Raw genomic sequence first — 26,281 nt, 5'->3', positions numbered from 1 at the left:
ATAATTCTGCAAAGGTTCTATCATCGCAAGAAGAAAGATTAAGATGAGAAGAGTATTAAGAATTAGCTTCGCTCTTTAAGCAGCCCCCCTTAATAACCTATTATGCTATCTGTCGTTCTGAATACAAACTGAAGGTTTGCGAAAGCAGTTCAGAAGTGAAATGAAGAATCCCATTTTAGCAGAGATTCCTCATTCGTTGGAATGACATAGACCTTATTCTCAAATCCAGGTTAAATTCCTTCAGATGAAGTTGATTTTTTCGGAGTCGTTATCCTTCCTATCCAATATCCTAATGATGGCAGAATAAAAGATAATAAAAGTGGTAAAATAAGGGAAAAACCAGTTCTTTCCAGTTCCACAATCAAAGGAAATAAATAGCCATTATAAACTATTAAAGCCAAGGTAAAAATAAAATTATCATTCCCCACTGTTGAAAATAAATTAAAGTTATTTCCAAACTGATCAAATACCCCAGACATTATAAAGAACAATAGATTTACAAAAAACATCCAAAGAACGGATCTATAGGTCTTCTTTTGCTTGGCATTAAGATAACCTGCAAAGACTAAAAGAAGCGACATTATCGTTGAAATTATACAGCCTGTGAGGGTAATATCTGCTTCGCTCCCACTTTTACCAAAGAAATAAATAGCATATACAAGCAAATTTAAAAGATAGATAATAGTTACATAATTCATAAGACTAAAAGTTGAGTACTATAATCAATATTGTTTTTCAAGAATGTCGTAATGTACGGTATTTAATTCCTTTTCCAGCTCGGGATCTTTATCCTTAAACGGGACAGGAATATAGCTTGAGAAAGTCATTGTTTTATCTTTATGCAGGGTAACGACTACCTCTTCAAGAATATTTTTATCATCCATATAGAACTGAATCCTATTGCCCACAATCTTCCAAAAAGAAAGTCTTGGTTCTGAGGGAATACAATTTCCTACTTCTCCTTCTATATAGTTATAGACTGCAAAACCATCTTCTCTTATCGCATAGTTACGCATCAGTCGGCAATTATCAAAAGCTTTAACCTCCTTCTTTTTTCCTTCATAAAACCCGGATTCTTTTAATTTCCAAAATCCTACAACATCTTCTTTTTTTAGTTTCTGTGCGCTCCCCAAAGTACCCAAAGACAGAGCGGAACAAAATAGCAGCTTCTTCATTATTTTTTCTTTTTCTTTTTAATAGCAGGACTTTTTGGAGCCTTATCCATTTCTTCTCCCACTTCAATAAGTCCCATCGACATCATAGAAGCCGGGTCACCATGTTTTTCACCTTCTTTCCAGGTTTCAAAAGCTTTTTCCCGAAGTCCTAAAAGATGATAGTAAGCCCCCAAGACATTATAACCCTCCATCTCACCAAGGTTGATCATCTTTTGGGAAAGTTCTATCAGCTCAGGGTGAGGTTTTAGCTTTTTATCTTTAATTTTTTCAAGATCACCAAAAAAGCCCGGAGTATATTCCATCATCTTCAAACCAAATGCATTGAGACAAGCTTTAGCTAATCCTTGATTGCAAAAGTCAACACTAATCCGGGTATAGTCGTTGGTATTGGAGAACAATGCATCCAGCCCTGACATATTTTTAGTCTTATCATAATAGCCGGCCAATAAAACGGCTCTTCTCTGTGACTCCACAGGATTTACCCTGTTATTGACTTCAGTGCTGTCTTTTTTACGAACCCAAATTCCGTTCTTAACCCAATCTGAAATACCAACTAATTTATCTTTTTTAATCTTAAAAATAAATACATCCTTATCCGGAATCACAATTAGACTATCATTTCTTGTAAAATAATAACTGCTTTTAAATCCATCTACTATTTTACCATTTCCGTCAAAGTTGAAACTTTTATAGAAAGTCTCATTTCCCTGTTCTTCAAAATATCCCTGCAATGCGTTATCTACTTTTTGAGCAAATGCATGACCTGTGATAGAAACAACAGACATTAATATGAATATTTTTTTCATCAATTCAATTTCTTTCTCTTCTTTTTTTAGCAAAATTTAAACTCTCTATTTCCTTAGTTTTTGTCATACAACAAAATTCTACTTAGAGCTTTTAACTCTGTTTATAATTTCCTGGTCTCCAATATTTCTCATCTTCGTTTTATGATATTCAAGATATCATTTCCTTTGATTTTGCTTATTAAAATCTTCAAATTAAATGATTAAAAAATGAAAAAACAATCCCTGAAATCCACTAATTAAAGAAAATTTCGGCATGGTAATTGCGAGGTATGGTGAAAAATCAAGTTTATGAAAAGTATAGCAACAATTCTAAAAGGGGCAGCACCCGCATTAGCATTATTCGCAATGACACAGTGTACAACGACAGCCGGAGTATCCGCTGCAGATGAAAAAACATTCATCGTAGGGCCACAAACAGCAGACTGTACAGGAGTAGCTCCTATGAAATGTTTGCAAGTAAAAGAAAAGGCTTCAGAAGACTGGACTAATTTTTACACAAACATCGAAGGATTTACTTATGAACCAGGGTATGAGTATGTTTTAAAGGTAAAAACTGAAAAAATCGCTAATCCACCGGCTGATGCTTCTTCAATTAAATACACATTGATCAAGCAAGTCTCTAAAATTAAAAAAGATGCAGCAGCTGGAGAAAAAACACTTATCGTAGGAGCACAGACAGTAGATTGTTCTGCAGGTGCTGGTCGTATGAAGTGTTTACAGGTAAAAGAAAACGCTTCTGAAAACTGGAGTAATTTCTATAGCAATATTGAAGGATTTAACTACGAACCAGGGTACGAATATGTTTTAAAAGTAAAAACAGAAAAAATCGCTAACCCACCGGCAGATGTTTCTTCTATTAAATATACATTAGTAGAGCAAGTTTCTAAAACAAAGAAATAAAATAAAAGAGCTTCAGAAATTTCTGAAGCTCTTTTATTTTATAGTTAGGAAGCTGGAAGAGGGAAGTAATGACAGACCGTACACTTATCTTCATCAATCTGCATAGATTTTAGCCAAAAAAGCTTTTATAAAAAGAGTTTCATCACTGCTTTCGACGACAATAACTTCCCTCTTCCAGCTTCCTACTTCCTTTCTCCTTAATATCCGGATTATTTCTGAGGTGGCTCGGGGTATTTTCCTTTGTTTGCTTCTCCTACCGTGTTGGCAGTGGTCATTGCTACAACAAGGTCATTTAGCATTCCGCTTGCTGCAGTAGGTGAATTCGGAAGAAGCACAAGATTGCTTCTGTTACTTGCTCCCACAGAATGTAAGGTATCATAATGCTGAGTCACAACAATCAATGCTGAGGCTTCATGAGAATTAATATCTACATTATTCAGCATTCTTACTGATTCTTCAAGTCCTTTTGCAATTTCTCTTCTCTGATCGGCAATACCTTGTCCTTGTAGTTTCTTGGATTCCGCTTCTGCTTTTGCAACGGCAACAATTCTAATTCGCTGTGCTTCAGATTCATATTCTGCTGCGGTTTTTTCTCTTTCAGCGGCATTGATTCTGTTCATGGCGTGCTTCACCTGCTCATCCGGATCAATATCCGTTACCAATGCCTTGATGATATCATATCCGTAGCTATTCATAGCTTCCTGAAGTTCGCTTTTTACAGCAATTGCCACATCATCTTTTCTTACAAAAACATCATCGAGTTTCAGTTTTGGGACTTCTGCTCTCACCACATCAAAAACGAATGAAGTAATTTGATTTTCGGGATTTTCCAATCGATAATAAGCATCTCCTACCTGGCTCCTGATGACCTGATATTGAACGGAAATTTTCATCCTTATAAACACATTATCCAATGTTTTAGTATCAATCATGACATCCAACTGTTGAATTCTAAGATTTAATCTTTTAGCGATCTGATCTATAATGGGAAGTTTAAGATGAAGTCCTGAATGCTTTACTGCCTGAAATTTTCCAAAACGTTCAATGATTGCTGCCGTCTCCTGTTTAACGACAAAAAACGAGGCAAATAAAATAATAAGCCCAAAAATAATAACAGGTGTCAGAAAAATGCCCATAGTTTAGTTTTTAAATATTGATTCTCCTAAAGATAGGAATAATATTTAAACCATGGATATTTAAGGCGGAAGTTTGAGGCTGGAAGCTGGAGGTTATTAAAGTATGGAAAATAACTTCCAGCTTCCAGCCTCAAACCTTCATATCATTAGAATTAAACCGTCATTCCAATTTCAATTCCTTTTATTTTTCTATAAAGGTCGGTAGCATAGTTATCTGTCATTCCGGAAACAAAATCTATGATTCCCAGCACTTTCTGGTAATCGGTTCCGTTTTCATATACAAATTGTCTTGGAAGCAATTTCAAAGCTTTTTTATCATAAGATTTTCTCTGATCTTCCGGTTTCAGAATGGAAGGTATAAAGTGATCCAGCAATTCGTACATTACATTGTATCCTGCGTTTTCAATCTCTACAACGGCTTTATGGTTATAAATCTTTTCTACAGAAAAGCTTTCAATGTCCTGTAATGCTTTATTTTCTTTTTTATAGATATCCAATAAACCATTGTCAAGATTTCCTTCAAGAATCGTTTGAAAGTTATATTTGTACATTTCAATCGATTTATTAATTAAGGCATTGATTACTTTTGCTCTTAAATAAGAAATCTGTTCGTTCTCATTGGAGATAGAATTTAATTTTGTCTCAATTCTCTGAACATCATCTGTTTCAGACTTCACCAGCTCAAAAAATAAATTTTTACAATCTGCAGTGGAAACAATTCCCAATCTATGGGCATCTTCCATATCGATAATATTGTAACAGATATCATCAGCAGCTTCTACCAGCCATACAAATGGATGTCTTTTGAAGATATATGGTTCTTCACATTCGGAGATTAGCTGGGTTCCTTTTGCTATTTCAAGGAATATATCTTTTTCATTCTGGAAAAATCCGAATTTTTTACGATGGATAATTCCTTTTTTCTTTGCTACTGCTTCACATGGATATTTTGCAATACTCGCCAGGGTAGAAAATGTAAGCTGAATTCCTCCGGCATCTTTTCCCTGCTGCTGCTGAGCCAAAACTCTGATCGCATTGGCATTTCCTTCAAAATTTACCAGATCTGCCCATTCTTTTTCATTGAATTTCGATTTCAGATCTTTTTCGTTTCTTTCAAAATAACTCGCAATAGCATCTTCTCCGGAATGTCCGAAAGCCGGATTTCCCACATCATGACAAAGGCATGCTGCAGCAATTACATTTCCTAAATTATGTAGATAAAAATTCTTTGAATCTTCTGTAAGTTCATTTTTATAGTCCTCAGCAATGAATTCACCAATACTACTTCCTAAACTTCTTCCCACAGATGATACTTCTAAAGAATGTGTCAGTCTGTTGTGTACAAAAACACTTCCGGGAAGAGGAAAAACCTGGGTTTTATTTTGCAGTCTTCTAAAGGCAGAAGAGAAGATAATTCTGTCGAAATCTCTCTGAAAATCAGTTCTTGAAACCTTAGTATTTGGATTGTTACCTGTACGTTGATTGGTGAAAATCTGGTTTAAATTCATCATTTTTCAAAATTACTCCAAATTTTAATTGTACGGAATAGTATTTTAATATTTATTAAGCACACATTATCATTCAAAAAATCTATTGCTATCAAAGCTTTTTCCGTTGATAAATACAGATAAAAAGACGCTACATTTGAGATAACTTAAACTATTAATAATGAAAGACAGTACATGGCTTGATAAATGGAATGAAAGGTACACCCATGAAGAATTTGTATACGGTACCACACCTAATATTTATTTGGAAGAGCAACTTAAAAAATTAAATCCTGGCGAGATTCTATTTCCTGCCGATGGTGAAGGAAGAAACTCTGTGTATGCTGCATTACAAGGCTGGAAAGCTTCTTCTTTTGATATCAGCGAACAAGGCAGACAAAAAGCATTGAAACTGGCAGAACAAAATAATGTAACCATTGATTATCAGATTGGAGAATTGCAAACACTGGGTTACCAGAAGCAACAATTTGATGTTATAGCCCTTATCTACGCTCATTTTCCAGGAGACATTAAATCATCAATCCATCAAATGCTGGATCAATACCTTCGTAAAGGCGGATTTATCATTTTTGAAGCTTTCAGTAAAAACCATTTTGATTATGTCACAAAAAATGAAAAAGTAGGTGGCCCGAGAGACATAAAGGATTTATTTTCTATTGAAGAGATTAAAGCCGATTTCCCTAATTATTCTATCATTGAACTTCAGGAAACCGAAATTGAACTTAAAGAAGGCTTATTTCATAACGGAACAGGTTCCGTAATTCGTTTTGTGGGGCAGAAACAATAAAGATAATCTTTGTCATTCTGTAGAAATTTCGTCTTGCATTTTGGATGTGCTATATTGAAATTTCTACGGAATGATATGTTTTGGCTAAAGCCTGATGATTTTTATTTTTGAGGCGGGCTAAAGCCCACTCCTATTGATAGAGCAAATACCATAAGTAACTATATCAATAGTCATTTAACAACAATATTAATCTGCGCCCAACAATCCACCTGCATATTTTGTAAAAAATTCTGCCTTATACACTTCTCCAATAGGAATTTCTGCTTCTTCAATATAGATATTATGATTGTCAAATGAATCAATGTAATCCGCATTCACAACGTATGATTTACTTACACGGATAAAATTCTCCCCTGAAACTTTCTGATGAATGGTTTTGAGGTTCATTGCGGTAATAAGCTTCTGCTGTTTGGTATGAATGACTACATAATCTTTCAGTCCTTCTATAAATTTAATGTCTGAAAAACTGATCTTATAAAATCGGCGTTCTGCTTTAATGAATAAAAAATCTTTAGTATTGGATTCTACAGTATTCTTTATCGTATCATTAGAGAGCAATTCAGTATATAATATCGCTTTATTGATGGCCTTTTCAAGTCTTTGCGAATCAATGGGTTTCAAAAGATAGTCTACAGCTTCCAATTCATAACTTTTCAAAGCATATTGGGAATAAGCTGTGGTAAAAATAATCAGCGATCTTTTGGGCAGCATTTCTGCAAATTCCAATCCTGTTACCATCGGCATTTCAATATCCAGAAAAATAAGATCTACATCATTATCTTTGAGAAAATCCAATGCAGAAGGAGCGTTGGAAAATTCACCCAAAATATCAATTTTTGAAGTTTCATTGATCAGTGAACGCATTTCTGACCTTGCTAAAGGTTCATCATCAACTATAATACAATTCATTATACAGGAATTTTTAAATGGACAATATATTCTTTAGATTCCGAATTTATTTTCAGATCAAAAGTATCATTATAAAGCAATTTTAATCTTCTGGTAATATTAGCTAAACCGAGTCCACTATTCTTTTTATCTGAAATAATATAATTAGGATCTCTGGAATTGACACATTGAAAATAAAGATTCTGCCCTTCAATACTGATATTTATTTTCACATAAGATTCTTTACCGCTAATGTCGACACTATGTTTTACAGCATTTTCTACAAAAGTGGTAAACAGATTCGGAGGGATAAAGGTGGTATGTACTGTTCTGTTTTCCGCTTCTGTTTGAATATCAAAGGTAAAGTTTTCGCGTCTTATTTTTTCAAGGTTTAAAAAATTGGACAGGAAATCAATTTCTGAAGTTAATAAGGTTTTCTCTGCACTGTTTTCATAAAGTTGGTATCTGAGAAATTCCGAAAGTTTAACGATCACCACCGAAGCTTTTGCCGGATCTGTTCTGATGAGTGCTTTTACATTATTCAGCATATTGAATAGAAAATGAGGGTTGATCTGATTTCTCAATTCATTCAATTCCATCTGCATGGTAAGGTTGCTCAGCTCATTGATCCTTTGATTGTCCTTAATCCATTTCTGCAGAAGTTTAACTGTGGTGGTAGTCAGAATGATCGGAATACACATCAGGATACCTTCATAAACACCTCCTTTTTCTGTTTCTCTTGGTATATTCCCAATCCTGAAATCAACAAAAACATTTCTAAAACCGTACCCAATAAGATTAACTCCTATGACTCCCATTAGTATCAGGAACGCCAAATAAGCAATATATCTTGTTTTAAAGAAAAGCCGAGGTACAAGAATATAAATATTAATGTACAACATCGTAATCAGTATTCCATATACAAAGAATAGTACATACCATTGATATATTCCTGAAAAAGCTTGCCAGAAGCGAGCACTATATAACCAAAGAAAAAAGGATACAAGAAACAAAACATGCCTGCCAAATTTGTAACGTTCTTCCACCAGAAAGTCCATTGCAAGCGTTTCTTTAAATTGCCATAACCTGTATTTCATATTCCTGGTTTTATATCTCCATACAAAAATAGGTAATCCCCTAGCTTATTCTTATAATATTATACAAAACCCACATTTTATTATACCAATTATAGCCTCCATTCACGATCGGATTTCGTATAAAATACCGGCGGTTTTGTATAAAAACAAATTTATGCAGTCGTATTCTGCTTTTCTTTGCAGCGTTTAATTAATGCATATGGAATTAGCAGTTTTTCAGGAATTAACGGAAGAGATTACATCAGAGTGTTTTTTTATGACAGAATCTCAACAGGAAGAAAAAGTAATACAACTCATCGATCTGCATCACTTTATAGAATGTTTTGATCCTACTATCAAAATTCTCAACTATATCCAACATCCTATTAATATCATAGAACACAACGGAACAAGGAAGGGAATTTTTTTCTATGATCTGAAACATTCATTTTTTCTAGACTGCAATACTTCTGAAGAGTTCAAAAGAAGATATGCCCTTTCTGAAATCTGGTTTGTGTTTGTAGAAGAAGAAACAGTTACCAATACCGCTCATCATACTGATTTTATGATTGAAAACAGTTTGGAAATTTTTTATGACAGGGTTTTTCTGTTTCAATTTTTCCAATCCACCCTACAGAGGTTAAAATAAGTAATCGATAATGAACAATTAATAATTTGATAGAGATGAGCTATAATCCAATCAAGTACTAATGGGTTCCCATCTTTGAAAATACATTAATGACAATTACTCCAATTATAATCAATGCGATACCGATCATGGCAGGCAAATCAGGAGTCTGTTTAAAGGCAACAGCTCCAATGATGGTGATGAAAACAATTCCTACCCCAGACCAGATAGCGTATGTAATTCCCACAGGAATCTGTCGAAGGCTCAGACTTAAACAATAAAAGGCACAGGCATATCCTATGACAGTAATAGCTGATGGTACGATCTTAGAAAACTCTTCTGATTTTTTCAGAAAGGTAGTGGCTATGATCTCAAATACAATAGCTAAAGCCAAAAAAAGATAACTGCGTTCCATAAAGTATTATTTATACAAAAATAATAAAACCTACCACCTACTTCCTATAACTTCTGTATTTTATCTTTCTGATTCGCTTTTAGAATCATCAAACTGACATCATTTTCCGATTTTGGCATAACAGGAATGTCATAGAACCTGACAGCTGACAAAAATATTCAACATAAGAATTAGCGATAAAAATAAATTTTCTTAACATAGAAATTGCTTTCTCGCGGAAATTTTACACTCAAAAAAATCATTTTACAACAGTGTTATGCATCGCATTATTTATTGTTTGTTTTATCAAGTCTAATATATAAGTCTGCAAACGGTTAACGTTTTCACATTTTTTTAAAGTCAGAACAATAAATATATTAATAAATTCACAATAATACATTAACAAAATGTAAACAAAAAATCTCTTAAAAATTAAATAAAACACTCATAACACACTGATATACATCATAGTGATTTACTTTGGCACATGATTTGAAAGCTGTAATATTGCAATTGAAAGATTGATAAAAAAAAGTCAAATAATTAAAAATAATACAAAATGGTAACTTATATCGGTATCGCAACATGTTTAGTAGTATTCTCATCATATTTTATGACAGTAAGAAGAGAAAGAAACTAATCACTAAAATAAATAAGCCTATAGCAAAACTATACTAATTATATTGTTTTATGTTTTTATTCTGAGAAATCAGATTGCTCTTTTACCAATGAGGTAAAAGGGCCCAAAAACATAAGCAAAAAGATCTTAGTTTCATAACAAATTTTAATATCCAAATGATAAATCCGAGCATTCGTTCGGATTTATTTTTTATTTACAGATCTCTGGCCTAGTTATTTATTCTCAATCAGGATACTCAACACCATATAATAAAGCCTTATCTTTGTTAGATTCAAGAACTATTAATTATCATCATGAATCTGTACAATCTTATTATTCAAGATAAAGAACAAGTAAGCCTTAACGATGTATTTCTGAACAAAGACAACAGAGACCAGCTTGTACAGCTTATCAAAGAGCACACTTACAGCAAAGAATTGCAGGAATATGGCCTTCCGGTAAATCATAAAATCCTTCTTCAGGGAAGCTCCGGATGTGGAAAAACAATGACGGCAAAAGCAATTGCTAACGCTCTTGGAAAGAATATTATCATTTTAAATCTAAGCAATATTGTTTCTTCAAGAATTGGAGAAACCTCACAGAATATTAAAATGATTTTTGATAAAGCAGCAAGAGAAAGATCTGTACTATTCCTTGACGAATTGGATCAGATCGGAAAAGCAAGAGGAAGTGATGATAAGGATGTTGGAGAAATGAGAAGACTTGTTAATACTTTACTCCAGCTCATTGATTATTATCCTGAAAATGCCCTTTTGCTTTGTGCCACCAATCATCCTGAAATTATTGACACGGCCTTGTTGAGACGTTTTCAGCTTAGAATCAATTATGAGATGCCTTCTACTGAGTTTCTGGATACCTATTATGACACACTGCTTAGCCAATTTCCGGAGGATATGAGGACTATTGAACGAAGGTACTCCATTTCTTTTGCAGAAGCCAAAGACCATGCTTTAACAGCTGTAAAAACAGCATTGATAAAAAAACTGGAAGCCAAAGAAACCATCCGATCATGAAAGAAGACCTTCTTCACAATCTGGAAATCATCCATACAAGGATCTTAAATGCCTGTGAAAAAGCGGGCAGGAACTCTGATGACGTAAAACTCTTGCTGGCCACCAAAACAGTCTCTGCAGAACGTATTAAGATTGCACTGGAAAACGGGCAATCCTTAATTGCAGAAAACAAAGTTCAGGAACTTAAAGAGAAATATGAAGATCTGAAAGAAATTCCTCACCACAATCACTTTATTGGACATCTTCAAACCAATAAAATTAAAGATATTCTGAAATATGAAGTCAGCTGCGTTCAATCACTGGATCGTTTAGAGCTGGCAGAAAAACTACATCAAAGACTTTTAGCAGCAAACAGGACAATTGAAGTTTTAATTCAAGTAAACACCTCTAATGAGGAAAGTAAATTTGGAGTTGAACCCCATGAAGCCATTGAACTTATCAGAAAAGTTGCCGAATTCTCTACTCTGAAAATAAAAGGCTTAATGACCATTGGATTATTCAGTGCAGAAACAGAAAAGGTAAGACCATGCTTTAAAATCCTCAAAAATCTGCAACAGAAAATCATACAAGAAAATATTCCTCAGGTAGAAATGAAGGAATTATCGATGGGAATGAGTGGAGATCTTGAAACGGCTATAGAAGAAGGATCAACTCTTATACGTGTTGGAACCGCTGTATTTGGAGCAAGAATCTATCCTGACAGCTATTACTGGAACGAAGGAAACCATGATAAGAGTAAAGAATAACGAGTATGTTCTATACATTTAAAACAAAAATAAAGGAAGGAAAAACCTCAAAAAATGTCATTGATGCTGTACGTGATTCATTCGTAGAAAGAGACATGAATACTATAGAAATTGAAGGCAGCACTATAACAGGAAAGGAAAATTTTGTGAAGCTGGATTTCTCGAACCGATATCCCATCACCATATCTCCCGCCAAAGAATACTTTATCTATGACGAGAATACAAGGATACTAACCTACAAAATCGGAGCTTTCTACCCTATTCTTTTCAACCTGATCTATGCCGGTGTTCTTTATCTTATTTTTTATTTTCTTGTTCAGCATTGGATTCTGGAACTTGTTGTACCTGGTATATTCTTTATCTTAATAACTATTGCTGGTTATATTCAATACCAGAGCATTATAAATAAAGTCTCAAGAAAAATAAACGAAAATTAAGCTTAACACATAATAGAAGCCCTCCCTTTTTTTAGTCTACAAAATCGGTATACTTTTTGATTATAAGACATTAATAACCAAATAAATGCAATTATGATTAGAAAATTACTATCGAGCTGTCTATTATTGACAGTATTATTCTTTTATTCTTGTGAAAAAGAAAACACACAGATGAAAAGTGGAATCTCTATTGAAACGATTTCAATGATAACAGTGCTTACTATGGGAGTAGCCATTTTGGTGGCCTACAGCTATAAGAGAAGATAACAAAATAAATATAACACATTCAGACCTTTCAAAATTTTGAAAGGCTTTTTTTGTTGGGCTTCATTGAAAAAAGTGGTAAACCATTTACACTTCAAAAAAATTACTACGCTGGCAAAGTCTCCCGACTTTGCGGAATTATAAAAAACAAAAATCCCTCTCAGTGTGAGAGGGATTTGATATATCTAGAGAAAATTCTAATTACATATAAGCTTCAATCGGCTCACAAGTACATACTAAGTTTCTGTCTCCGTAAGCTTCATCTACTCTTGATACAGAAGCGAAGAATTTGTGATCTCTTACCCACTCTAATGGATAAGCTGCCTTTTCTCTGCTGTATGGTTTATCCCAAGAATCCGAGATCACCAATTGCTCTGTGTGAGGAGCGTTTTTCAATACGTTGTTTGCAGGATCTGCCTGTCCGTTAGCAATCTCATCAATTTCCTGCTTAATAGAGATTAAAGCTTCTGCAAAACGATCGATCTCAGCTTTGCTTTCAGATTCTGTAGGCTCGATCATTAATGTTCCTGCCACTGGGAAAGAAACTGTAGGAGCATGGAAACCATAATCCATCAATCTCTTCGCTACATCAGCTACTTCAATTCCTAATGACTTGAACTGACGGAAATCTACGATACACTCGTGAGCTACTCTTCCGTTTTCGTTTGAATACAAGATTGGGAAATGCTCTGATAATATTGCTTTAAGATAGTTAGCATTCATGATTGCATGTCCTGTAGCTTTTTTCAATCCGTCTGTTCCTAACATTTTGATGTAAGCATAAGAAATGTTTAGGATCAATCCTGAACCGTAAGGTGCTGCAGAAATACCGTCGATTGCTTCTTTAGTTCCAATTTTGATATTCGCGTTGGAAGGAAGGAATGGTACTAAGTGCTTCGCCACACAGATTGGCCCTACTCCAGGACCTCCACCTCCGTGAGGGATTGCAAAAGTTTTGTGAAGGTTCAAGTGACAAACGTCTGCTCCAATGTTTCCTGGACTTGTAAATCCTACTTGAGCATTCATGTTCGCACCATCCATATATACTTGTCCTCCGTGCTCGTGGATAAGGTTAGTAATTTCCTTGATGTTAGCATCAAAGAATCCGTAAGTAGACGGATATGTAATCATTACAGCTGATAAGTTCGCTGAATGTAATTCTGTTTTAGCTTTAAGATCTTCGAAATCGATTTCTCCATTTTCAAGGTTTTTCACGACTACGATTTTCATTCCTGCCATTGCAGCAGAAGCTGGGTTGGTTCCGTGTGCAGATTGAGGGATCAAAACTACATTTCTGTGGTGGTCTCCTCTTGAGATATGGTACTCTCTGATTACCATTAATCCTGCATATTCTCCCTGAGCTCCAGAGTTTGGCTGTAATGAAGTACCTGCAAAACCAGTAATTGTTGCAAGGTCTTTTTCAAGCTCTGCAATCATTTGCTGATATCCTCCTGCTTGATCTACCGGTACAAATGGGTGTACACTACCCCAATCTGCCCATGAAAGCGGAAGCATTTCAGTCGCTGCGTTCAATTTCATAGTACAAGATCCTAAAGAAATCATTGAGTGAGTCAATGATAAATCTTTTCTCTCAAGACGCTTGATGTAACGCATCAATTCTGTTTCTGTATGATATCTGTTGAATACTTCTTCTGTAAGAATCTGATCCTTTCTAAGGTTTTCTTCAGGAATGCTGTATCCTTCTTTGATTTCTAATTTGAAAGTCTGCTTATCTTTGAACTGAGCAAAAGAAGCCATCAGATAGTTTAATTTCTCCAATGTAGTACTTTCGTTGATAGCAATACTTACAACTCCTTCCGTAAAGTAATTAAGATTAAGTCTGTGATCCAGCATCAATCTTACTAATCTAGCTTTCTCATCCTCAGCCATTGTGATTTTCACTGTATCGAAGATTGGCTCTTCTACTACCTGATAGCCTAAAGCTTTAAGACCTCCTTTCAAAGCATTTGCTTTAAAGTGGATCTGATCTGCGATATAGTTTAATCCTTTTGGACCGTGATAAACGGCATACATTCCTGCCATTACTGCTAAAAGAACCTGAGCAGTACAGATGTTAGAAGTTGCCTTCTCTCTCTTGATGTGCTGTTCTCTTGTCTGCAACGCCATTCTTAGTGCACGTTTTCCGTACATATCCTGAGAAACTCCAATGATTCTTCCAGGAATATCTCTTTTATATTCTTCTCTACAAGCAAAGAATGCTGCGTGAGGGCCTCCATATCCTAATGGAATACCGAATCTCTGAGAAGTACCTACTGCACAGTCAGCACCCATTTCAGCTGGTGACTTTAATTTCACCAATGCCATTGGATCACAAGCAACAGCTACCTGAAGGTCTAATTTTTTATATTCTACGATGTTTTCTGTATAATCCAGAACAATTCCGTTTTTACCAGGGTATTGTAATAAAACACCATAATAAGATGCATCAAATGCATGCGTTTTGTGGTCTCCTATCACAACTTCAATTCCTAATCCTTCAGCCTTAGTTTTCAATACAGAGATTGTTTGAGGCAATACAAGGTCAGAGATAAAGAATTTATTAGCGTCTGCTTTCTTCTGATCTTTCGTTCTGTTGTTGAAGAACATGTGCATTGCTTCAGCAGCAGCAGTAGATTCATCCAGCAAAGAAGCATTCGCAAGACCAAAACCTGTAAGGTCGCATACTACAGTCTGGAAATTAAGTAGAGCTTCCAATCTTCCTTGTGCAATCTCAGCTTGGTATGGCGTATAGGCAGTATACCAGCTTGGGTTTTCAAAGATATTTCTCTGGATAGCTGATGGTAAAAGGGTATTGTGGTATCCGAAACCGATATAACTTGTATAGTCAGTGTTTTTTGATGCCAGCTCCTTAGAGTGGTTTAACATTTCGTATTCCGAAAGTGCATCTGAGATCTCAAGATCTTTTTCTAAACGGATAGAAGAAGGAATGGTCTGAGAAATTAACTCTTCAATACTAGAAACGCCAAGTTTTTCCAACATCGCCTGTTTATCGGCTTCATTTAGGGAAATGTGACGGCTCACAAACTGTTCTGTATTCATTTTTATTTATTAGATTTTGTTTGTAAAAAGATGGGTAAAATTACAATTTTTTACACGATTGTACAACAGCATATCATCAATGATAATTCACTAAATAGTTTACTTATTACAAGTTAATCAGCTTTTGATAACTAGTAAATAAAGTTTCATGCATTTTAAACAACTATTATTATTATTTCACACATAGTACTTAATAATATCAATATTTCATTATCAAAAACACAATGAAATATTCATTAAAAAAACAGATAAAATTTTCAGTAAGTATTCAAGATAACTAAAATTTGTTTTTATTAATAACAGGTAAAAAGTAAATACTTTGGTATGAAAAAGTGTGAAAAATTCACTCTTCAATAGAGTATGATTTTAAATCATTTTACTCTATAAACAGGTGTCCGAACTGCTATCCATCAGGTTTTAAGAAATTTATGAAATTTTATTAATTATATTTATTCTAAATTAATATATTTGCATCATGAATATGATTGTCCCGTTTAAAGTTCCGCCTTTGGCTCCCGTATATGCATTCAACAATGAAGAGATGTTCTGTGAAAAGAAATCTTGTTGTAAAAAATTCAAGAAAGGGAAAAGATGTAAAAAGTGCCCAGGAAGGAAAAAAATGGCTTAAAGAAATTCCTTTATAAGGAAATATAAGGCAATTGCCAATATAATAACTCCCCAAAACAACATAATAATTTTGGGTTGGCCTGATTTGTTAATCGCTGTTTGAGGCTGTGGTTTAAACATTTCATCTACTGTACTTTTGAATCTCTCGGTATCATTTTCAAAAACCTCAGTAATGGTAATTCCCTGAACTACGGTTTTATGCAATAGTGAATTGGTTGCATGAAGCAATAACTGGAATTTTCCATCTTTAAATTCTGTGATCTTAAAGATTCTTTCTCCATAAGGTTTTTCAAGTCCGAAAGGTAAAACCTTTACGACATCAGCATTACTTGTTTGCCAGCTGATAATAATCTCCTCCCCTTTTTTCGCATGAATCTTATTGGCAGTAAAAGTCTTTATGGCTGGAGGAATGTTATATCTGAAACTTCTCTGATGGCTTTCCAAATTCTGATCATACGCTTTTCTCTTTGAAGAATCACTCAACATTTCATAAGCTTCCTGAATTTCACGAAAACGGTCTGCAAAGAAATCGTCATTATCATTTTTGTCTGGATGATATTTCAAGGATAGTTTTCGATACGCTTTTTTGATGTCTTCTTCTGAAGCATCCTGGGATATACCGAGAAAATAGTAGTAATCTTTCATTGAACAATACAAAAATAAGGATTTATTTTCCTTTTTGCTTTGAATTCACTGGAAATAATAAGCTGTTATTTCTCACAATTCCAAAGTTTGATATCGGTGCTGGCAAGCGCAGAGCCGCAAAGAATATTGAAAAGCTTTATGTTTTTAAAGAGCAAGTATTTTAATACCGTATGTTTGATGGCACTAATGCCCGAATGAGTTTATTTGCAGAACATCTATACTCTTACGTGGTAATTTTTTTAAACCATACAGGAACATAGAAAGGACTTTTTTTAATTGATATTTAAAGTAAAATACCTTTTATTCATGTATTTGTTGCAAAAAAAATCTATACTATTTTGTTTTTCCAACAAACCATAAAAAATTAATTACCTGGTATTCTCTATAGTTATTTACGATTGATCCATTCCTTTGTTGGAATAATCCATGCATCCAGAGCTTTAAATAAAAAACCATGGTTTAGACCTGTATTAAGCTCAATCTCTTTAAAATCTTTAATATTTGATCTTATAAATCGCTGTTCCTGAGAAAGAGGAACATGGCCATCATCTGACTTCTCTGTGATAGAAAGTATTCTTCCATACAATCTAAAATTCGGATCTTTTTCTAAAGAATCATCTTTAAAACTGGCTCCGATAATAACAAATTTAAGATCCGGATTTTTTGCATAGTAGGAAATATATTGTGCAATATAACCGCCTTGAGAGGTTCCAACAACCGTAATATTCCCAGCTTTAACACCCTTCTTTATCAAACGACCAATTTGTTTCTTTATTTTCAACGCATATACCGCCGGATCTGTATTAGCTTTTCTCTTTTCAAAAAGAACAACATTACTGCTATCTTTCAACTCGTGAAGTACCTTTTCATACTCCACAATACCATATTTAGGATGAGCCTCATCAGCTGAATGATCCTCCAGAAATTTATTGTGCAGAAAGAAAATATATTGTTTCTGTTTCAATTCAGATTTCTGTCCATATCCGGCTATAGAAAAAAGAGTAATTATGGTAATAAAAATATGCTTCAGTGTCATTATAATATAAATAAAAGGAAAGCAAATTTAGTATTTAATCAACACATTCACTGCCAAAACATTCTTAAATTCTGCTTACCATTTTGATGATTGGTTTTACAATAAAAAATTCGGGCTCGGGAAGCTTTGCTTCCCCGAGCCCGAATTAAACAATTTCAATTTAGTATTTTACTTTTTATGCTTCACAAGTATTATCCTTTTTGCAGCATCTTGAACTGAATTCTTTTTTGAATTTTCCTTTCAGTTCCTGATAGTCCTCGTCATTCATTTCTCTGATCTTATCAGCTAATCCGAATGGGGATTTTTCTTTGATTCCGTATTCATCAAAAATACCTCTGATAAATCTTTTTCTTTGTGCTGCTTTTTTAGCGATTAAGGCTACACCTACAACGGCTAGTGCTCCAAGAGCTCCTTTTAATGCTGAATTTTTCATTTTTTCAAAATTTTAAATTTTACTACTTCTTGTTTTTTATAAAGACGAATGAATTTTAATTTTACTTTACTACTTCTTTAAAATTTTTAAATTATTCGTTATTTCTGTTGAAGAATCCTCCGGAACATCTGTTTCTCCAGGCTTCTTTAAATTTCTCTTTCTCCTCGGGCGACAAACCTTCCATCTTCTCTCTCATTTTTCTCTCTTTGAAGTCTTTCATTCCTTTTCCGAAATGGAAACCTCCGAAAAGAATCTTACTTAAGATCAGGATTCCCATTGCCTGCCAGAATGTAATGGATTTTACCCCTAAAATTTCAGGAAGAAGACAATTCCAAAGCGACATTACAATCCAGGTAACGGCTAAGAGAATTAATGGCGGACATAACAATAAAAAAATCCAGCCCTTTTTGTGTTTATGATTCATAATTTCTTTTTCTAACTTTTTAAATCTTCGTATAATCTTCTCAATCTGTTTCTCAAATGCTTCACAGCATAGTTTTTCCTACTGATGATGGTCTTGATGTTCTCTCCTTGTTCATCGGCGATCTCCTGGAGGGTCTTGTCGTTCAGTTCATTTTCTACGTAGACCAGCCTTTGCTTTTCGGGAAGTTCATCAAGTGCTTCAAACAGTTTTTTCCAAATCTCGTCCTGAAACATTTTCACTTCAGGCCCGGCACTTTCATCCATCAATAAAATATCTTTGATAGAAAAGCTTCCGTCTTCATCTTCATAGACGAAATCTTCCAGATTTTCTGTTTTCTTTTTACGATAACGGTCTGTAATTTTATTCGCCGTTACTCTGTACAGCCAGCCTCCAACATTCACGATCTCGGAAAGATTGGTTAGACTGCTGAACTGATACCACACTTCCTGCAGAATATCTTCTGCATCCTCCGTGTTTTTCACTTTGGGACGAATATAAGACATCAGCTTCCCACCGTAGTTGGAAACGGTTTGTGAAATGATGCTTTCTTTATCCTTCTGTGGCATTGTTATTTTTTCGACAACCTCCATACTGCTATGACGGCTATCCTTTTTATTTTACTTTAATAAATTTAAAATATTTTTCTTACAATTCAAATTTCCCAGCATTTATCGGGGTTTTATTTCATCTGTTTTTATATAGCTGCATCTCATTATTTATTGCTCATTGCTTACTACTCATTCTTTGGGGAGCTATTTCCTGCTATCCGCTCATACTCCTCGCACCATGCTAATGCCGGCGTACGCTGCGGGGTAACCGCTGCTATCAGGGCTAGAAAATACTGCTATATTTCCTATAGAAGAATTCAATCTAGTTACAATAGTAGATTATAAACAATGTATCTTGTAATTGGTGAAATCTGTGGGAGGAATATAGATTCCACGCTACATTTCTGAACTTTGTTCGCAGACCTTCCGTTTTTACTCGCAATGAAAAAGAAACGGAAGACATCACGTCCTCCGTTTCCAAAATTATAAAAATTACTGATTTATTTTTTATTAAAATTCTCTGCAAAGAACCCAAGCATAGACTTATACAGTTCAATTCTGTTCGGCTCTTTTCCGAATCCGTGTCCTTCGTCATATTTTACCATATAAGGCACTTCAAAACCTTTTGCGCGCATAGCTTTTACGATCTGATCAGACTCATTGATATTTACTCTAGGATCATTGGCTCCTTGTACTACGAATAGTGGTTTTTTGATTTTATCAATCTGAAATACAGGAGATACTTCTTTCGCAATTTTAGCTTCTTCAGGATTATCCAGATCATACCAGATTTGTTTTACCATTTCTTTATAAGGCTTCCAATATTCCGGGAAAGAAGCAAAGAAGGTAAAAATGTTGGATACTCCTACATAATCTACTCCACAAGCATAAAGGTCAGGTGTTTTAATCAAGCCCATCAAAGTGGCATATCCTCCATGACTTCCTCCATAAATTGCTATTTTATCTTTGTCTATCCAACCCTGGCTGATCGCATATTTCACTCCGTCTTCCACATCATCCATGGCTTTTCTTCCAATCTGCTTATATCCGGCTTTCTGGAACTCTTTTCCATAGCCGCCTGAGATTCTGAAATTTACCTGAAGCGTAGCATATCCTCTGCTTGCAAACAATTGAGTTTCCGGATTGAAGCCCCAATGGTCTCTTATTCCTTGTGGCCCACCGTGAGGATTAACCACTAAAGGAACTTTTTTGCCTTCTAGTGCAGCTTTTGGTAAGGTAATATATCCACGAATCGTTAATCCGTCTCTACTTTTAAATTCAATAGGTCTCATTTCAGCCATATCTTCTTCTTTCAGCTGTGGCATGAGATTATAAAGAAGTTTTAATTCTTTTGATTTGGTATCATATTCGTAATAGGTTCCGTATAATTTATCGCTAGCTACCATTACCAATAGCTTTTCGTCGTTATCATCTGCTGAAACAACAGCAAATTCTTTTCCCTTAAACTGAGCTTTTAATTGATCATCAATTTCCTTGTAAAATTTACTTACAGGAACGGTCTCTCCTTTCAGGCCTTCATAGCTGATATAATCCAGCTCATAATTTCTGTTCTTACCCGCTACACTTATTGAACTTACATCATATACAGGATTGGCGTATACTTCTTTAATCACTGCATTTTTTTTCAGATCATACAAAACAATTCTTGCTTTATCACCATCCAAATTAGTCACTACATAAGCTTCATCCTTATTTTTGGAATTATCATTGAACCTAATGATGCTGAAAGTATCAGACCAGTCTGCAGATTTCAGAAGGTTAAATTTTCCAGTTTGCAAATCCTTATAATACGTTTTCGTGGTCAACCCGTTTTCAAGAATACTATAGCCTCTTAAATTACCGTCTTTATCGAAAATATAATCATCAATAGGACTGTTTACATCCTTATTTTCATAAAGTTGAGTCATCTCCCCTGTTACAAAATTAATTTTATAAGGTTCAAAAATCTGTTTATTGTTTTTGTTCATGGTAACAACAACAAAATCGGTATCTTTTACAGGAATGATTGAGCCTAATGTAATTCCATCAAATGGTGTAAGATCCTTAAGATTGGTTCCGTCTACATTGGCAGCATACAGGTGTATATTTTCGTTTCCTCCTTTATCCTGTGTATAGAATAAGCGATTCTTATTTAGCCATCCATACGATTTAATCAGATCATCTTTTTCAACAATGGCTTTGGTCACCTTGCCTGTACTCAGTTCTTTAACGTATACATGATTTTTACTGTCTTTATCTTTTTCCTTATAAGAAAGATATTTTCCATCAGGAGAAATTTTAAAAGCAGAAGCTTTTGGTCTTGCAAAATAATCTTCCACTTTGTATTTAAAATTTCCTTTGTCATAGGATACTAATTTTTCAAGATTGGCTTTGCTGGAAGGAAGTGTGGGATCTCCCGGAAGTTTAGCTGCTGTGTTTTGTGCGTTGATCATAATAGTAGAAAGTACGATATAAGCTGTACCGAAAATTTTGGAATTTAGATTCATAACTTACGTTTTAAAGTTAAAAAACAAAGCCCCTAATTCAATATTTTTTCAATAAAAAATCAGTTTCTTTATATATAAGACAACTATGAATTCAAAACGTTACAATAATTAACATTTATTTTGATATTTTTTTAATAAAAAAGCAGCCTCTAGGACTGCTTATATAATTACTGTAAATAAATTCCGAAATACCATGTCCAGGCTATTAAAATAATCTGCATAGGAATTCTTTGTGTATAAAGGTAGTGCATTCCCGGCCCGGTATAATCTGCTTTAAAAATATTAATCTTCTTTTGAGATGACTTGATATTGGCTATAAAAACCAATACATAAAAAATAATCAGTAAAATAGCCGTCATTTCACGAATAGCTGGAATCATCAATCCTATTCCTGCAGCGATTTCCAAGAAACCGGTACAATAAACCCAGAACATTTTAGCGGGAATAAAATCAGGAATCATCATCGCCATTCCTTTCTGAAATTTAAAATGAGAAAAACCTGTGAATATGATGAAAACCGCCATACCAAGATTTCCCGAAAATAAAAGATCCGGCTTCCCTTGAAACACCATGGTTCCCAGTAAAGCCAATATAAATGCACCGAAGAGAATGACTAATAACTTCATATTTTTCTGAATTAATCGAAAAAAAAATAAAAACTAAAAGAATTGAGATAAAAATTGTATTTCCAACAACATTGAACTTTAAACCCTGCTACACTGAGCTAAGGTTAACACCTTCCGCCAGGCTCTTTACAACGATCAATCCTTTAGTAAATCCGGTATTCATATGATCACGCCATTCACTGTCTACCTGAACCTCGGTATGAAGCTTGGTTTTCCCATCAAGATCTGTCAGAAAATATTTTTCAAAACAGCCGCTCCATTCCATCACTTCTTTACTTTGGGTATCTTCCACTCCGTTTTCAGTCATTCCTAAATGTTTAAAAACGATTTGATGGGGTTCATCCAGACTGTCTATGGTAGAAACCATCCCATCTCCTTTTTCATTAAGAAAATAAGTCTTTCCACCCACCTGCCAGTCGGATTTCATGACGGAAGATCCTGCTCCGAAGTATTTTGTCCATTGGCTATAGGTTTCAGGACTCCAAAGAATATCCCAGACCTTCTGTAGAGGAGCCTCTATTATTGTTTCGTACGATAAAGTTTCCATATTCTAGATTTTTGTGATTGGTTGTTTTTTTTAAATGGGTGTCTCTTTACAGCTGATTTTCCGAAAGATGTTTAATAATATTCATTGCTTTTGGGAATTTTTCTTCAAAAAAAGATTTAAACTCATCCGGAGTATTAATAACTGTTCTCAATAAAGTTCCTTCATCATTTTCTTCAAGGAAGTAAGCTTCCGTGGCATCGCCCCATTCCTGGGCTACTTCAATTCCTTCATAAATTTCTCCTAAATGTAAAAATGTTATTTCCTGATTGGGAATCACTTTTATAACCCTGCTGTACATCCCATTGTTTTTGGGATCCAAGAATTTAACAATGTTATTTTCTTCCAATGCTCCTTCATAAAAAGAACCATCCGTAAAAGCAGTAGTCCATTGTCTGTAAGTAATATCACTCCAAAGGACGCTCCAAACTTTTTCGGGTTCTGCATTGATTTCTATTTCGTATGATAACTTTTCCATATTTTTATATATTAAGTGGTATGTTTAAGTTTGAGGATTTGAAAATTTAATACATTGAGAATCAGACAATATGCCAAATGCAAGATCTTGCTTACAATTTACCCTCCAACAAAGTCGCCGCCATTGATATGAATCACTTCTCCAGTGATATAACTGGCATCTTTAGAGGCAAGAAAAACATAAGCCGGAGCAACTTCCGATGGCTGACCTGCTCTTTTCAAAGGGGTATCTTTTCCAAAGGTTGAAAGATCATCAAATGCTTCTTTTACAAGTGGGGTCCAGATAGGCCCAGGAGCAATACCATTCACTAAAATTTCTTTTTTTGCAAGATTATCAGACAAAGAACGGATAAAAGATAATACAGCGCCCTTTGTTGCCGCATAATCAATTAAGTGATCACTTCCCCGATAAGCTGTAACAGAAGTTGTACAGATAATCCGGCCTCCTTTTCCCATTAACGGAAGAAAATTCCGGGTAAAAGAGATCATGGAAATGATATTAGTATCAAATGTCTTTTGAATCTGCTCATCAGAAATTTTCTCCAGATTGTTTTTCGAGGTATGAATCCCTGCATTATTGACAAGGATATCAATACTTGCCCATTCTTTTTTGATCTTAACAAGGCTCTTTGTTCTGAATGCTTTTCTGGTAAGATCTCCTTTAATCAAAAGACATTTTCTTCCTTCTTTTTCTACCAGTCTTTTTGTTTCTTTAGCATCGTCATCACTTTCTTTATAAATAATAGCAACGTCTGCTCCTTCTCTTGCAAAATGAACGGCTACCGCCTGCCCAATTCCGCTGTCGCCGCCTGAAATAATGGCTTTTTTATTCAATAACTTTCGACTTCCCAGATAATCATTTCTGATAATTTCCGGAAACATCCCTTCTTTAGGGACTTTAGACTTAGATTTTGATTTGTTCTGTGTTTTCATAAGCAAATCCTTTTCTAAATAGCATCAAACAATACGCCGAAATATCTTTAAGAGTTATAAGCGTCTTCTAAATCCTGAATAATAATTTTCTGCATTTTCATCATCGCCTGTACCACTTTATAAGCTTTTTCCTGGTTAGGATCATTCATCAGCTGGATCAGCTTTTTAGGAACAATCTGCCAGCTCAGCCCGTATTTATCCTTTAGCCAGCCACACATACTTTCTCTTCCACCGTTTGCAGTAAGTGCATTCCAGTAAGTATCGGTTTGCTGCTGATCATCAGTCATTACAACCATTGAAATTCCTTCATTAAAATCAAACTGATGATCATAAGAATTATCCATACAGTATAAGGTGTAATTATCAATGGTTACTTGAGCATGCTGTACATTTTCAATCGGCTCCTGTATATCATGACCTTCACTTCCTTGTCCGTAAGTTAGAATATCACCTATTATTGAATCAGGGAAGGTTTGGGTATATAACTCCATAGCTTCTTTAGCCTTACCATTATTTTCATGAATAAACATCAAAGTAGGAACAATCTTTTGCCCCTCTGCTTTTTCTCCAAAAAACAGTTGCCAGGTTACCCCATATTTGTCTTGTACCCATCCGTATTTTGGGCTCCAAGAATAGGAACCAAGCTCCATTAAAGCCATGCCACCCTCTACCAGCTGATCCCAGTACTTCTGAACTTCATCTTCAGTTTCACAAAGTATCGTAAAAGATATGGAAGGATTTTTCTTAAATTGTGGGCCACCGTTGAGCAGCATAAATCTTTGTTCAAACAGATCAATATTCATTACCATTGGAGTATCTACAGCAATCTCACCACCAAAAACTTTGCAGTAAAATTCAGCAGATTGCTTGGCATCTCCGTCATACCAGAGACATGGAAAAATATTGTTATTCATAAGTTTAAATTTTAAAGTTGAGTTGTATGTTGTTTATTTGACAAGTTTGAAGATTCTGTCTCATTTATTATGCTAAAAATTCTTCATTTCGCTTTGTTTCGCTCAGAATAACAAAAACATTATTTGTTTTTTTATCTCGCGGATTGAGCAGATCATTGAGTTTAAAAGTTTTCGGCATCTTGGAAATCTGGGAAGATTCTCTACGTTGAGATTCTTCATTACACTTCTGAACTACGTTTGCAAATCTTCAGTTTGTATTCAGAATGTTATTACAATTGTTTTTATATTAACAAATTAAAATGTGCTAAAGACAACATAAAGCAAAAAGATATAGTGTCCCTGCAGTCAAAAGAAAATTCTATTCATTTCATTGCAACGACACGATAAAAAATCAAGTCTTTTTACTTTTATGCTTCTTTAAAACACATTTGGTGCTCCTTCATATGATCTTTCAGCTTCATTATTGCATTTTTTCCGAAACCATGCAGCTGTAAGATCTCTTTTTCAGAATAATCCGACAGCTTTTCCAAAGAATCTATCTTTTCCTTTCTCAAGGCTCTCCTTGCTGGTACTGCAATGACACCTAAAAGAAATTCATCTTCAGGATCATAATTGACAGTATAAATGGAATTTAAACTCTTTGACATGATAACTAAATTGATCATGGCTACAAAAAATATAGTTAATGGTTCTCAACATACTTGTGGAAATTATTAAGGATAGCATACCAGCCATCTCTCTGCATTTCCACAGAATTTTGTTTTTCAGGGTCGAAAACTTCAGTGACTTTTGTGGTATTCTCATCTATTTTATCAAAGATTACCGCTACGTTACGTCCGTCTTCCATGTGATATTTTATAAGCTCGTGTGGGGTTACTTCATCGTATACTCCTTCAAAATCAAATGCAAAACTTTTATCTTTTGCTTCCATTTTATTTTTAAACTTTCCCCCTACCTTCAGGTCGTTTTCAGAACTAGGACAATGCCAGCTTTCATGGGCAAAATTCCATTTTGTGATGTGCTTAGGTTCATTGAAATAATTCCATACTTTTTCTACCGGTGCTAAAATGGTGATGTCTATTTTAATTGGATCCATAGTTCTATTTTTT

General features: G+C 34.7%; 28 protein-coding genes. 6 read left to right on the top strand and 22 right to left on the bottom strand.

Going from position 1 to position 26,281, the window contains the following annotated elements; genetic code table 11:
- Positions 1–230 precede the first annotated feature (230 nt).
- From GTR01_RS09805 to GTR01_RS09795, 3 genes are read right to left on the bottom strand one after another with little or no spacing between them, the layout of a single operon-like run.
- On the bottom strand, positions 231–698 hold the full coding sequence (locus GTR01_RS09805) for a hypothetical protein (RefSeq protein WP_160137654.1): 468 nt from the start codon (positions 696–698) through the stop codon (positions 231–233).
- 24 nt (positions 699–722) lie between these two features.
- Positions 723–1,175, bottom strand: coding sequence for a lipocalin family protein (locus GTR01_RS09800; protein ID WP_160137653.1), 453 nt, complete (start codon positions 1,173–1,175; stop codon positions 723–725).
- Positions 1,175–1,981: a hypothetical protein gene (locus tag GTR01_RS09795; protein WP_160137652.1), complete on the bottom strand. Its 807-nt coding sequence runs from the start codon at positions 1,979–1,981 to the stop codon at positions 1,175–1,177. The genes GTR01_RS09800 and GTR01_RS09795 overlap by 1 nt, the downstream gene beginning before the upstream one ends.
- Positions 1,982–2,269: 288 nt before the next feature.
- Here GTR01_RS09795 and GTR01_RS24590 point away from each other — a divergent pair, with 288 nt between their 5' ends.
- The gene (locus GTR01_RS24590) at positions 2,270–2,881 is read left to right on the top strand and encodes a DUF4377 domain-containing protein (RefSeq protein ID WP_228452204.1); all 612 of its coding nucleotides are present in this window, start codon (positions 2,270–2,272) and stop codon (positions 2,879–2,881) included.
- Between the two features lie 209 nt (positions 2,882–3,090).
- Here GTR01_RS24590 and GTR01_RS09785 read toward each other — a convergent pair whose 3' ends face one another.
- Together GTR01_RS09785 and GTR01_RS09780 are read right to left on the bottom strand one after the other, a co-directional pair.
- The gene (locus GTR01_RS09785) at positions 3,091–4,017 is read right to left on the bottom strand and encodes an SPFH domain-containing protein (protein ID WP_160137651.1); all 927 of its coding nucleotides are present in this window, start codon (positions 4,015–4,017) and stop codon (positions 3,091–3,093) included.
- 152 nt (positions 4,018–4,169) lie between these two features.
- The gene (locus GTR01_RS09780) at positions 4,170–5,525 is read right to left on the bottom strand and encodes a deoxyguanosinetriphosphate triphosphohydrolase (protein ID WP_160137679.1); all 1,356 of its coding nucleotides are present in this window, start codon (positions 5,523–5,525) and stop codon (positions 4,170–4,172) included.
- Between the two features lie 160 nt (positions 5,526–5,685).
- Here GTR01_RS09780 and GTR01_RS09775 point away from each other — a divergent pair, with 160 nt between their 5' ends.
- Positions 5,686–6,312 carry a class I SAM-dependent methyltransferase gene (locus tag GTR01_RS09775; RefSeq protein WP_160137650.1) on the top strand — a complete coding sequence of 209 codons (627 nt, stop codon included), beginning with the start codon at positions 5,686–5,688 and terminating at the stop codon, positions 6,310–6,312.
- A 186-nt stretch (positions 6,313–6,498) separates the two neighbouring features.
- Here the strand turns inward: GTR01_RS09775 and GTR01_RS09770 are convergent, their stop codons facing one another.
- Together GTR01_RS09770 and GTR01_RS09765 are read right to left on the bottom strand one after the other, a co-directional pair.
- Positions 6,499–7,221, bottom strand: coding sequence for a LytR/AlgR family response regulator transcription factor (locus GTR01_RS09770; protein ID WP_160137649.1), 723 nt, complete (start codon positions 7,219–7,221; stop codon positions 6,499–6,501).
- Positions 7,221–8,297, bottom strand: a complete 1,077-nt coding sequence (locus GTR01_RS09765; protein ID WP_160137648.1) for a sensor histidine kinase — start codon at positions 8,295–8,297, stop codon at positions 7,221–7,223. The genes GTR01_RS09770 and GTR01_RS09765 overlap by 1 nt, the downstream gene beginning before the upstream one ends.
- Before the next feature lie 199 nt (positions 8,298–8,496).
- Between GTR01_RS09765 and GTR01_RS09760 the strand changes: the two genes are divergently transcribed.
- Entirely contained in the window at positions 8,497–8,925 is a 429-nt protein-coding gene (locus GTR01_RS09760; RefSeq protein ID WP_160137647.1) for a hypothetical protein, read from the top strand.
- Positions 8,926–8,983: 58 nt separating this feature from the next.
- Here GTR01_RS09760 and GTR01_RS09755 read toward each other — a convergent pair whose 3' ends face one another.
- Positions 8,984–9,319 (bottom strand): DMT family transporter, encoded by a 336-nt coding sequence (locus GTR01_RS09755; RefSeq protein ID WP_160137646.1) that lies wholly within the window; start codon positions 9,317–9,319, stop codon positions 8,984–8,986.
- A 912-nt stretch (positions 9,320–10,231) separates the two neighbouring features.
- Between GTR01_RS09755 and GTR01_RS09750 the strand changes: the two genes are divergently transcribed.
- The 3 genes from GTR01_RS09750 to GTR01_RS09740 are packed head-to-tail and all read left to right on the top strand — an operon-like array spanning position 10,232 to position 12,134.
- Positions 10,232–10,951 (top strand): AAA family ATPase, encoded by a 720-nt coding sequence (locus tag GTR01_RS09750; RefSeq protein ID WP_160137645.1) that lies wholly within the window; start codon positions 10,232–10,234, stop codon positions 10,949–10,951.
- Positions 10,948–11,697: a YggS family pyridoxal phosphate-dependent enzyme gene (locus GTR01_RS09745; protein ID WP_160137644.1), complete on the top strand. Its 750-nt coding sequence runs from the start codon at positions 10,948–10,950 to the stop codon at positions 11,695–11,697. The genes GTR01_RS09750 and GTR01_RS09745 overlap by 4 nt, the downstream gene beginning before the upstream one ends.
- Positions 11,698–11,702: 5 nt before the next feature.
- On the top strand, positions 11,703–12,134 hold the full coding sequence (locus tag GTR01_RS09740) for a hypothetical protein (RefSeq protein ID WP_160137643.1): 432 nt from the start codon (positions 11,703–11,705) through the stop codon (positions 12,132–12,134).
- 465 nt (positions 12,135–12,599) lie between these two features.
- Here the strand turns inward: GTR01_RS09740 and gcvP are convergent, their stop codons facing one another.
- From gcvP to GTR01_RS09670, 14 genes are all read right to left on the bottom strand, one after another.
- On the bottom strand, positions 12,600–15,458 hold the full coding sequence (gene gcvP, locus GTR01_RS09735; RefSeq protein ID WP_160137642.1) for an aminomethyl-transferring glycine dehydrogenase: 2,859 nt from the start codon (positions 15,456–15,458) through the stop codon (positions 12,600–12,602).
- 624 nt (positions 15,459–16,082) lie between these two features.
- Entirely contained in the window at positions 16,083–16,730 is a 648-nt protein-coding gene (locus GTR01_RS09730; protein WP_160137641.1) for a DnaJ domain-containing protein, read from the bottom strand.
- Positions 16,731–17,118: 388 nt separating this feature from the next.
- Complete coding sequence (locus tag GTR01_RS09725; protein ID WP_160137640.1) at positions 17,119–17,766, bottom strand: alpha/beta hydrolase; 648 nt, start codon at positions 17,764–17,766, stop codon at positions 17,119–17,121.
- Between the two features lie 175 nt (positions 17,767–17,941).
- The gene (locus GTR01_RS09720) at positions 17,942–18,199 is read right to left on the bottom strand and encodes a hypothetical protein (RefSeq protein WP_068943721.1); all 258 of its coding nucleotides are present in this window, start codon (positions 18,197–18,199) and stop codon (positions 17,942–17,944) included.
- Between the two features lie 91 nt (positions 18,200–18,290).
- The gene (locus GTR01_RS09715) at positions 18,291–18,623 is read right to left on the bottom strand and encodes a hypothetical protein (RefSeq protein WP_129057177.1); all 333 of its coding nucleotides are present in this window, start codon (positions 18,621–18,623) and stop codon (positions 18,291–18,293) included.
- 11 nt (positions 18,624–18,634) lie between these two features.
- Positions 18,635–19,189, bottom strand: coding sequence for an RNA polymerase sigma factor (locus GTR01_RS09710; protein ID WP_228407645.1), 555 nt, complete (start codon positions 19,187–19,189; stop codon positions 18,635–18,637).
- A 482-nt stretch (positions 19,190–19,671) separates the two neighbouring features.
- A complete protein-coding gene (locus GTR01_RS09705; RefSeq protein ID WP_160137639.1) occupies positions 19,672–21,678 on the bottom strand; it encodes an alpha/beta hydrolase family protein in 2,007 nt (668 codons plus the stop codon).
- Between the two features lie 167 nt (positions 21,679–21,845).
- A complete protein-coding gene (locus tag GTR01_RS09700; protein ID WP_160137638.1) occupies positions 21,846–22,304 on the bottom strand; it encodes a hypothetical protein in 459 nt (152 codons plus the stop codon).
- An 88-nt stretch (positions 22,305–22,392) separates the two neighbouring features.
- Entirely contained in the window at positions 22,393–22,851 is a 459-nt protein-coding gene (locus tag GTR01_RS09695; protein WP_160137637.1) for an SRPBCC family protein, read from the bottom strand.
- Positions 22,852–22,897: 46 nt separating this feature from the next.
- Positions 22,898–23,326: an SRPBCC domain-containing protein gene (locus GTR01_RS09690; protein ID WP_160137636.1), complete on the bottom strand. Its 429-nt coding sequence runs from the start codon at positions 23,324–23,326 to the stop codon at positions 22,898–22,900.
- A 98-nt stretch (positions 23,327–23,424) separates the two neighbouring features.
- Complete coding sequence (locus tag GTR01_RS09685; RefSeq protein ID WP_160137635.1) at positions 23,425–24,258, bottom strand: SDR family oxidoreductase; 834 nt, start codon at positions 24,256–24,258, stop codon at positions 23,425–23,427.
- Positions 24,259–24,305: 47 nt separating this feature from the next.
- On the bottom strand, positions 24,306–25,172 hold the full coding sequence (locus GTR01_RS09680; RefSeq protein WP_160137634.1) for a VOC family protein: 867 nt from the start codon (positions 25,170–25,172) through the stop codon (positions 24,306–24,308).
- Between the two features lie 407 nt (positions 25,173–25,579).
- Positions 25,580–25,819, bottom strand: a complete 240-nt coding sequence (locus GTR01_RS09675; protein WP_228452203.1) for a hypothetical protein — start codon at positions 25,817–25,819, stop codon at positions 25,580–25,582.
- A 35-nt stretch (positions 25,820–25,854) separates the two neighbouring features.
- Positions 25,855–26,268 carry an SRPBCC family protein gene (locus GTR01_RS09670; RefSeq protein WP_160137633.1) on the bottom strand — a complete coding sequence of 138 codons (414 nt, stop codon included), beginning with the start codon at positions 26,266–26,268 and terminating at the stop codon, positions 25,855–25,857.
- Between the last annotated feature and the right edge of the window lie 13 nt (positions 26,269–26,281).

Origin of the sequence: Chryseobacterium sp. c4a, assembly GCF_009900745.1 — a bacterium.
Taxonomy (GTDB): Bacteria; Bacteroidota; Bacteroidia; order Flavobacteriales; family Weeksellaceae; genus Chryseobacterium.
This window is presented reverse-complemented; position numbering and strand designations above follow the sequence as displayed.

Excerpts from the sequence above, each read along its gene's own strand:
- GTR01_RS09805 (WP_160137654.1), bottom strand. The coding sequence starts at position 698 with ATGAATTATGTAACTATTATCTATCTTTTAAATTTGCTTGTATATGCT.
- GTR01_RS09800 (WP_160137653.1), bottom strand. The coding sequence starts at position 1,175 with ATGAAGAAGCTGCTATTTTGTTCCGCTCTGTCTTTGGGTACTTTGGGG.
- GTR01_RS09795 (WP_160137652.1), bottom strand. The coding sequence starts at position 1,981 with ATGAAAAAAATATTCATATTAATGTCTGTTGTTTCTATCACAGGTCAT.
- GTR01_RS24590 (WP_228452204.1), top strand. The coding sequence starts at position 2,270 with ATGAAAAGTATAGCAACAATTCTAAAAGGGGCAGCACCCGCATTAGCA.
- GTR01_RS09785 (WP_160137651.1), bottom strand. The coding sequence starts at position 4,017 with ATGGGCATTTTTCTGACACCTGTTATTATTTTTGGGCTTATTATTTTA.
- GTR01_RS09780 (WP_160137679.1), bottom strand. The coding sequence starts at position 5,525 with ATGAATTTAAACCAGATTTTCACCAATCAACGTACAGGTAACAATCCA.
- GTR01_RS09775 (WP_160137650.1), top strand. The coding sequence starts at position 5,686 with ATGAAAGACAGTACATGGCTTGATAAATGGAATGAAAGGTACACCCAT.
- GTR01_RS09770 (WP_160137649.1), bottom strand. The coding sequence starts at position 7,221 with ATGAATTGTATTATAGTTGATGATGAACCTTTAGCAAGGTCAGAAATG.
- GTR01_RS09765 (WP_160137648.1), bottom strand. The coding sequence starts at position 8,297 with ATGAAATACAGGTTATGGCAATTTAAAGAAACGCTTGCAATGGACTTT.
- GTR01_RS09760 (WP_160137647.1), top strand. The coding sequence starts at position 8,497 with ATGGAATTAGCAGTTTTTCAGGAATTAACGGAAGAGATTACATCAGAG.
- GTR01_RS09755 (WP_160137646.1), bottom strand. The coding sequence starts at position 9,319 with ATGGAACGCAGTTATCTTTTTTTGGCTTTAGCTATTGTATTTGAGATC.
- GTR01_RS09750 (WP_160137645.1), top strand. The coding sequence starts at position 10,232 with ATGAATCTGTACAATCTTATTATTCAAGATAAAGAACAAGTAAGCCTT.
- GTR01_RS09745 (WP_160137644.1), top strand. The coding sequence starts at position 10,948 with ATGAAAGAAGACCTTCTTCACAATCTGGAAATCATCCATACAAGGATC.
- GTR01_RS09740 (WP_160137643.1), top strand. The coding sequence starts at position 11,703 with ATGTTCTATACATTTAAAACAAAAATAAAGGAAGGAAAAACCTCAAAA.
- gcvP (WP_160137642.1), bottom strand. The coding sequence starts at position 15,458 with ATGAATACAGAACAGTTTGTGAGCCGTCACATTTCCCTAAATGAAGCC.
- GTR01_RS09730 (WP_160137641.1), bottom strand. The coding sequence starts at position 16,730 with ATGAAAGATTACTACTATTTTCTCGGTATATCCCAGGATGCTTCAGAA.
- GTR01_RS09725 (WP_160137640.1), bottom strand. The coding sequence starts at position 17,766 with ATGACACTGAAGCATATTTTTATTACCATAATTACTCTTTTTTCTATA.
- GTR01_RS09720 (WP_068943721.1), bottom strand. The coding sequence starts at position 18,199 with ATGAAAAATTCAGCATTAAAAGGAGCTCTTGGAGCACTAGCCGTTGTA.
- GTR01_RS09715 (WP_129057177.1), bottom strand. The coding sequence starts at position 18,623 with ATGAATCATAAACACAAAAAGGGCTGGATTTTTTTATTGTTATGTCCG.
- GTR01_RS09710 (WP_228407645.1), bottom strand. The coding sequence starts at position 19,189 with ATGCCACAGAAGGATAAAGAAAGCATCATTTCACAAACCGTTTCCAAC.
- GTR01_RS09705 (WP_160137639.1), bottom strand. The coding sequence starts at position 21,678 with ATGAATCTAAATTCCAAAATTTTCGGTACAGCTTATATCGTACTTTCT.
- GTR01_RS09700 (WP_160137638.1), bottom strand. The coding sequence starts at position 22,304 with ATGAAGTTATTAGTCATTCTCTTCGGTGCATTTATATTGGCTTTACTG.
- GTR01_RS09695 (WP_160137637.1), bottom strand. The coding sequence starts at position 22,851 with ATGGAAACTTTATCGTACGAAACAATAATAGAGGCTCCTCTACAGAAG.
- GTR01_RS09690 (WP_160137636.1), bottom strand. The coding sequence starts at position 23,326 with ATGGAAAAGTTATCATACGAAATAGAAATCAATGCAGAACCCGAAAAA.
- GTR01_RS09685 (WP_160137635.1), bottom strand. The coding sequence starts at position 24,258 with ATGAAAACACAGAACAAATCAAAATCTAAGTCTAAAGTCCCTAAAGAA.
- GTR01_RS09680 (WP_160137634.1), bottom strand. The coding sequence starts at position 25,172 with ATGAATAACAATATTTTTCCATGTCTCTGGTATGACGGAGATGCCAAG.
- GTR01_RS09675 (WP_228452203.1), bottom strand. The coding sequence starts at position 25,819 with ATGTCAAAGAGTTTAAATTCCATTTATACTGTCAATTATGATCCTGAA.
- GTR01_RS09670 (WP_160137633.1), bottom strand. The coding sequence starts at position 26,268 with ATGGATCCAATTAAAATAGACATCACCATTTTAGCACCGGTAGAAAAA.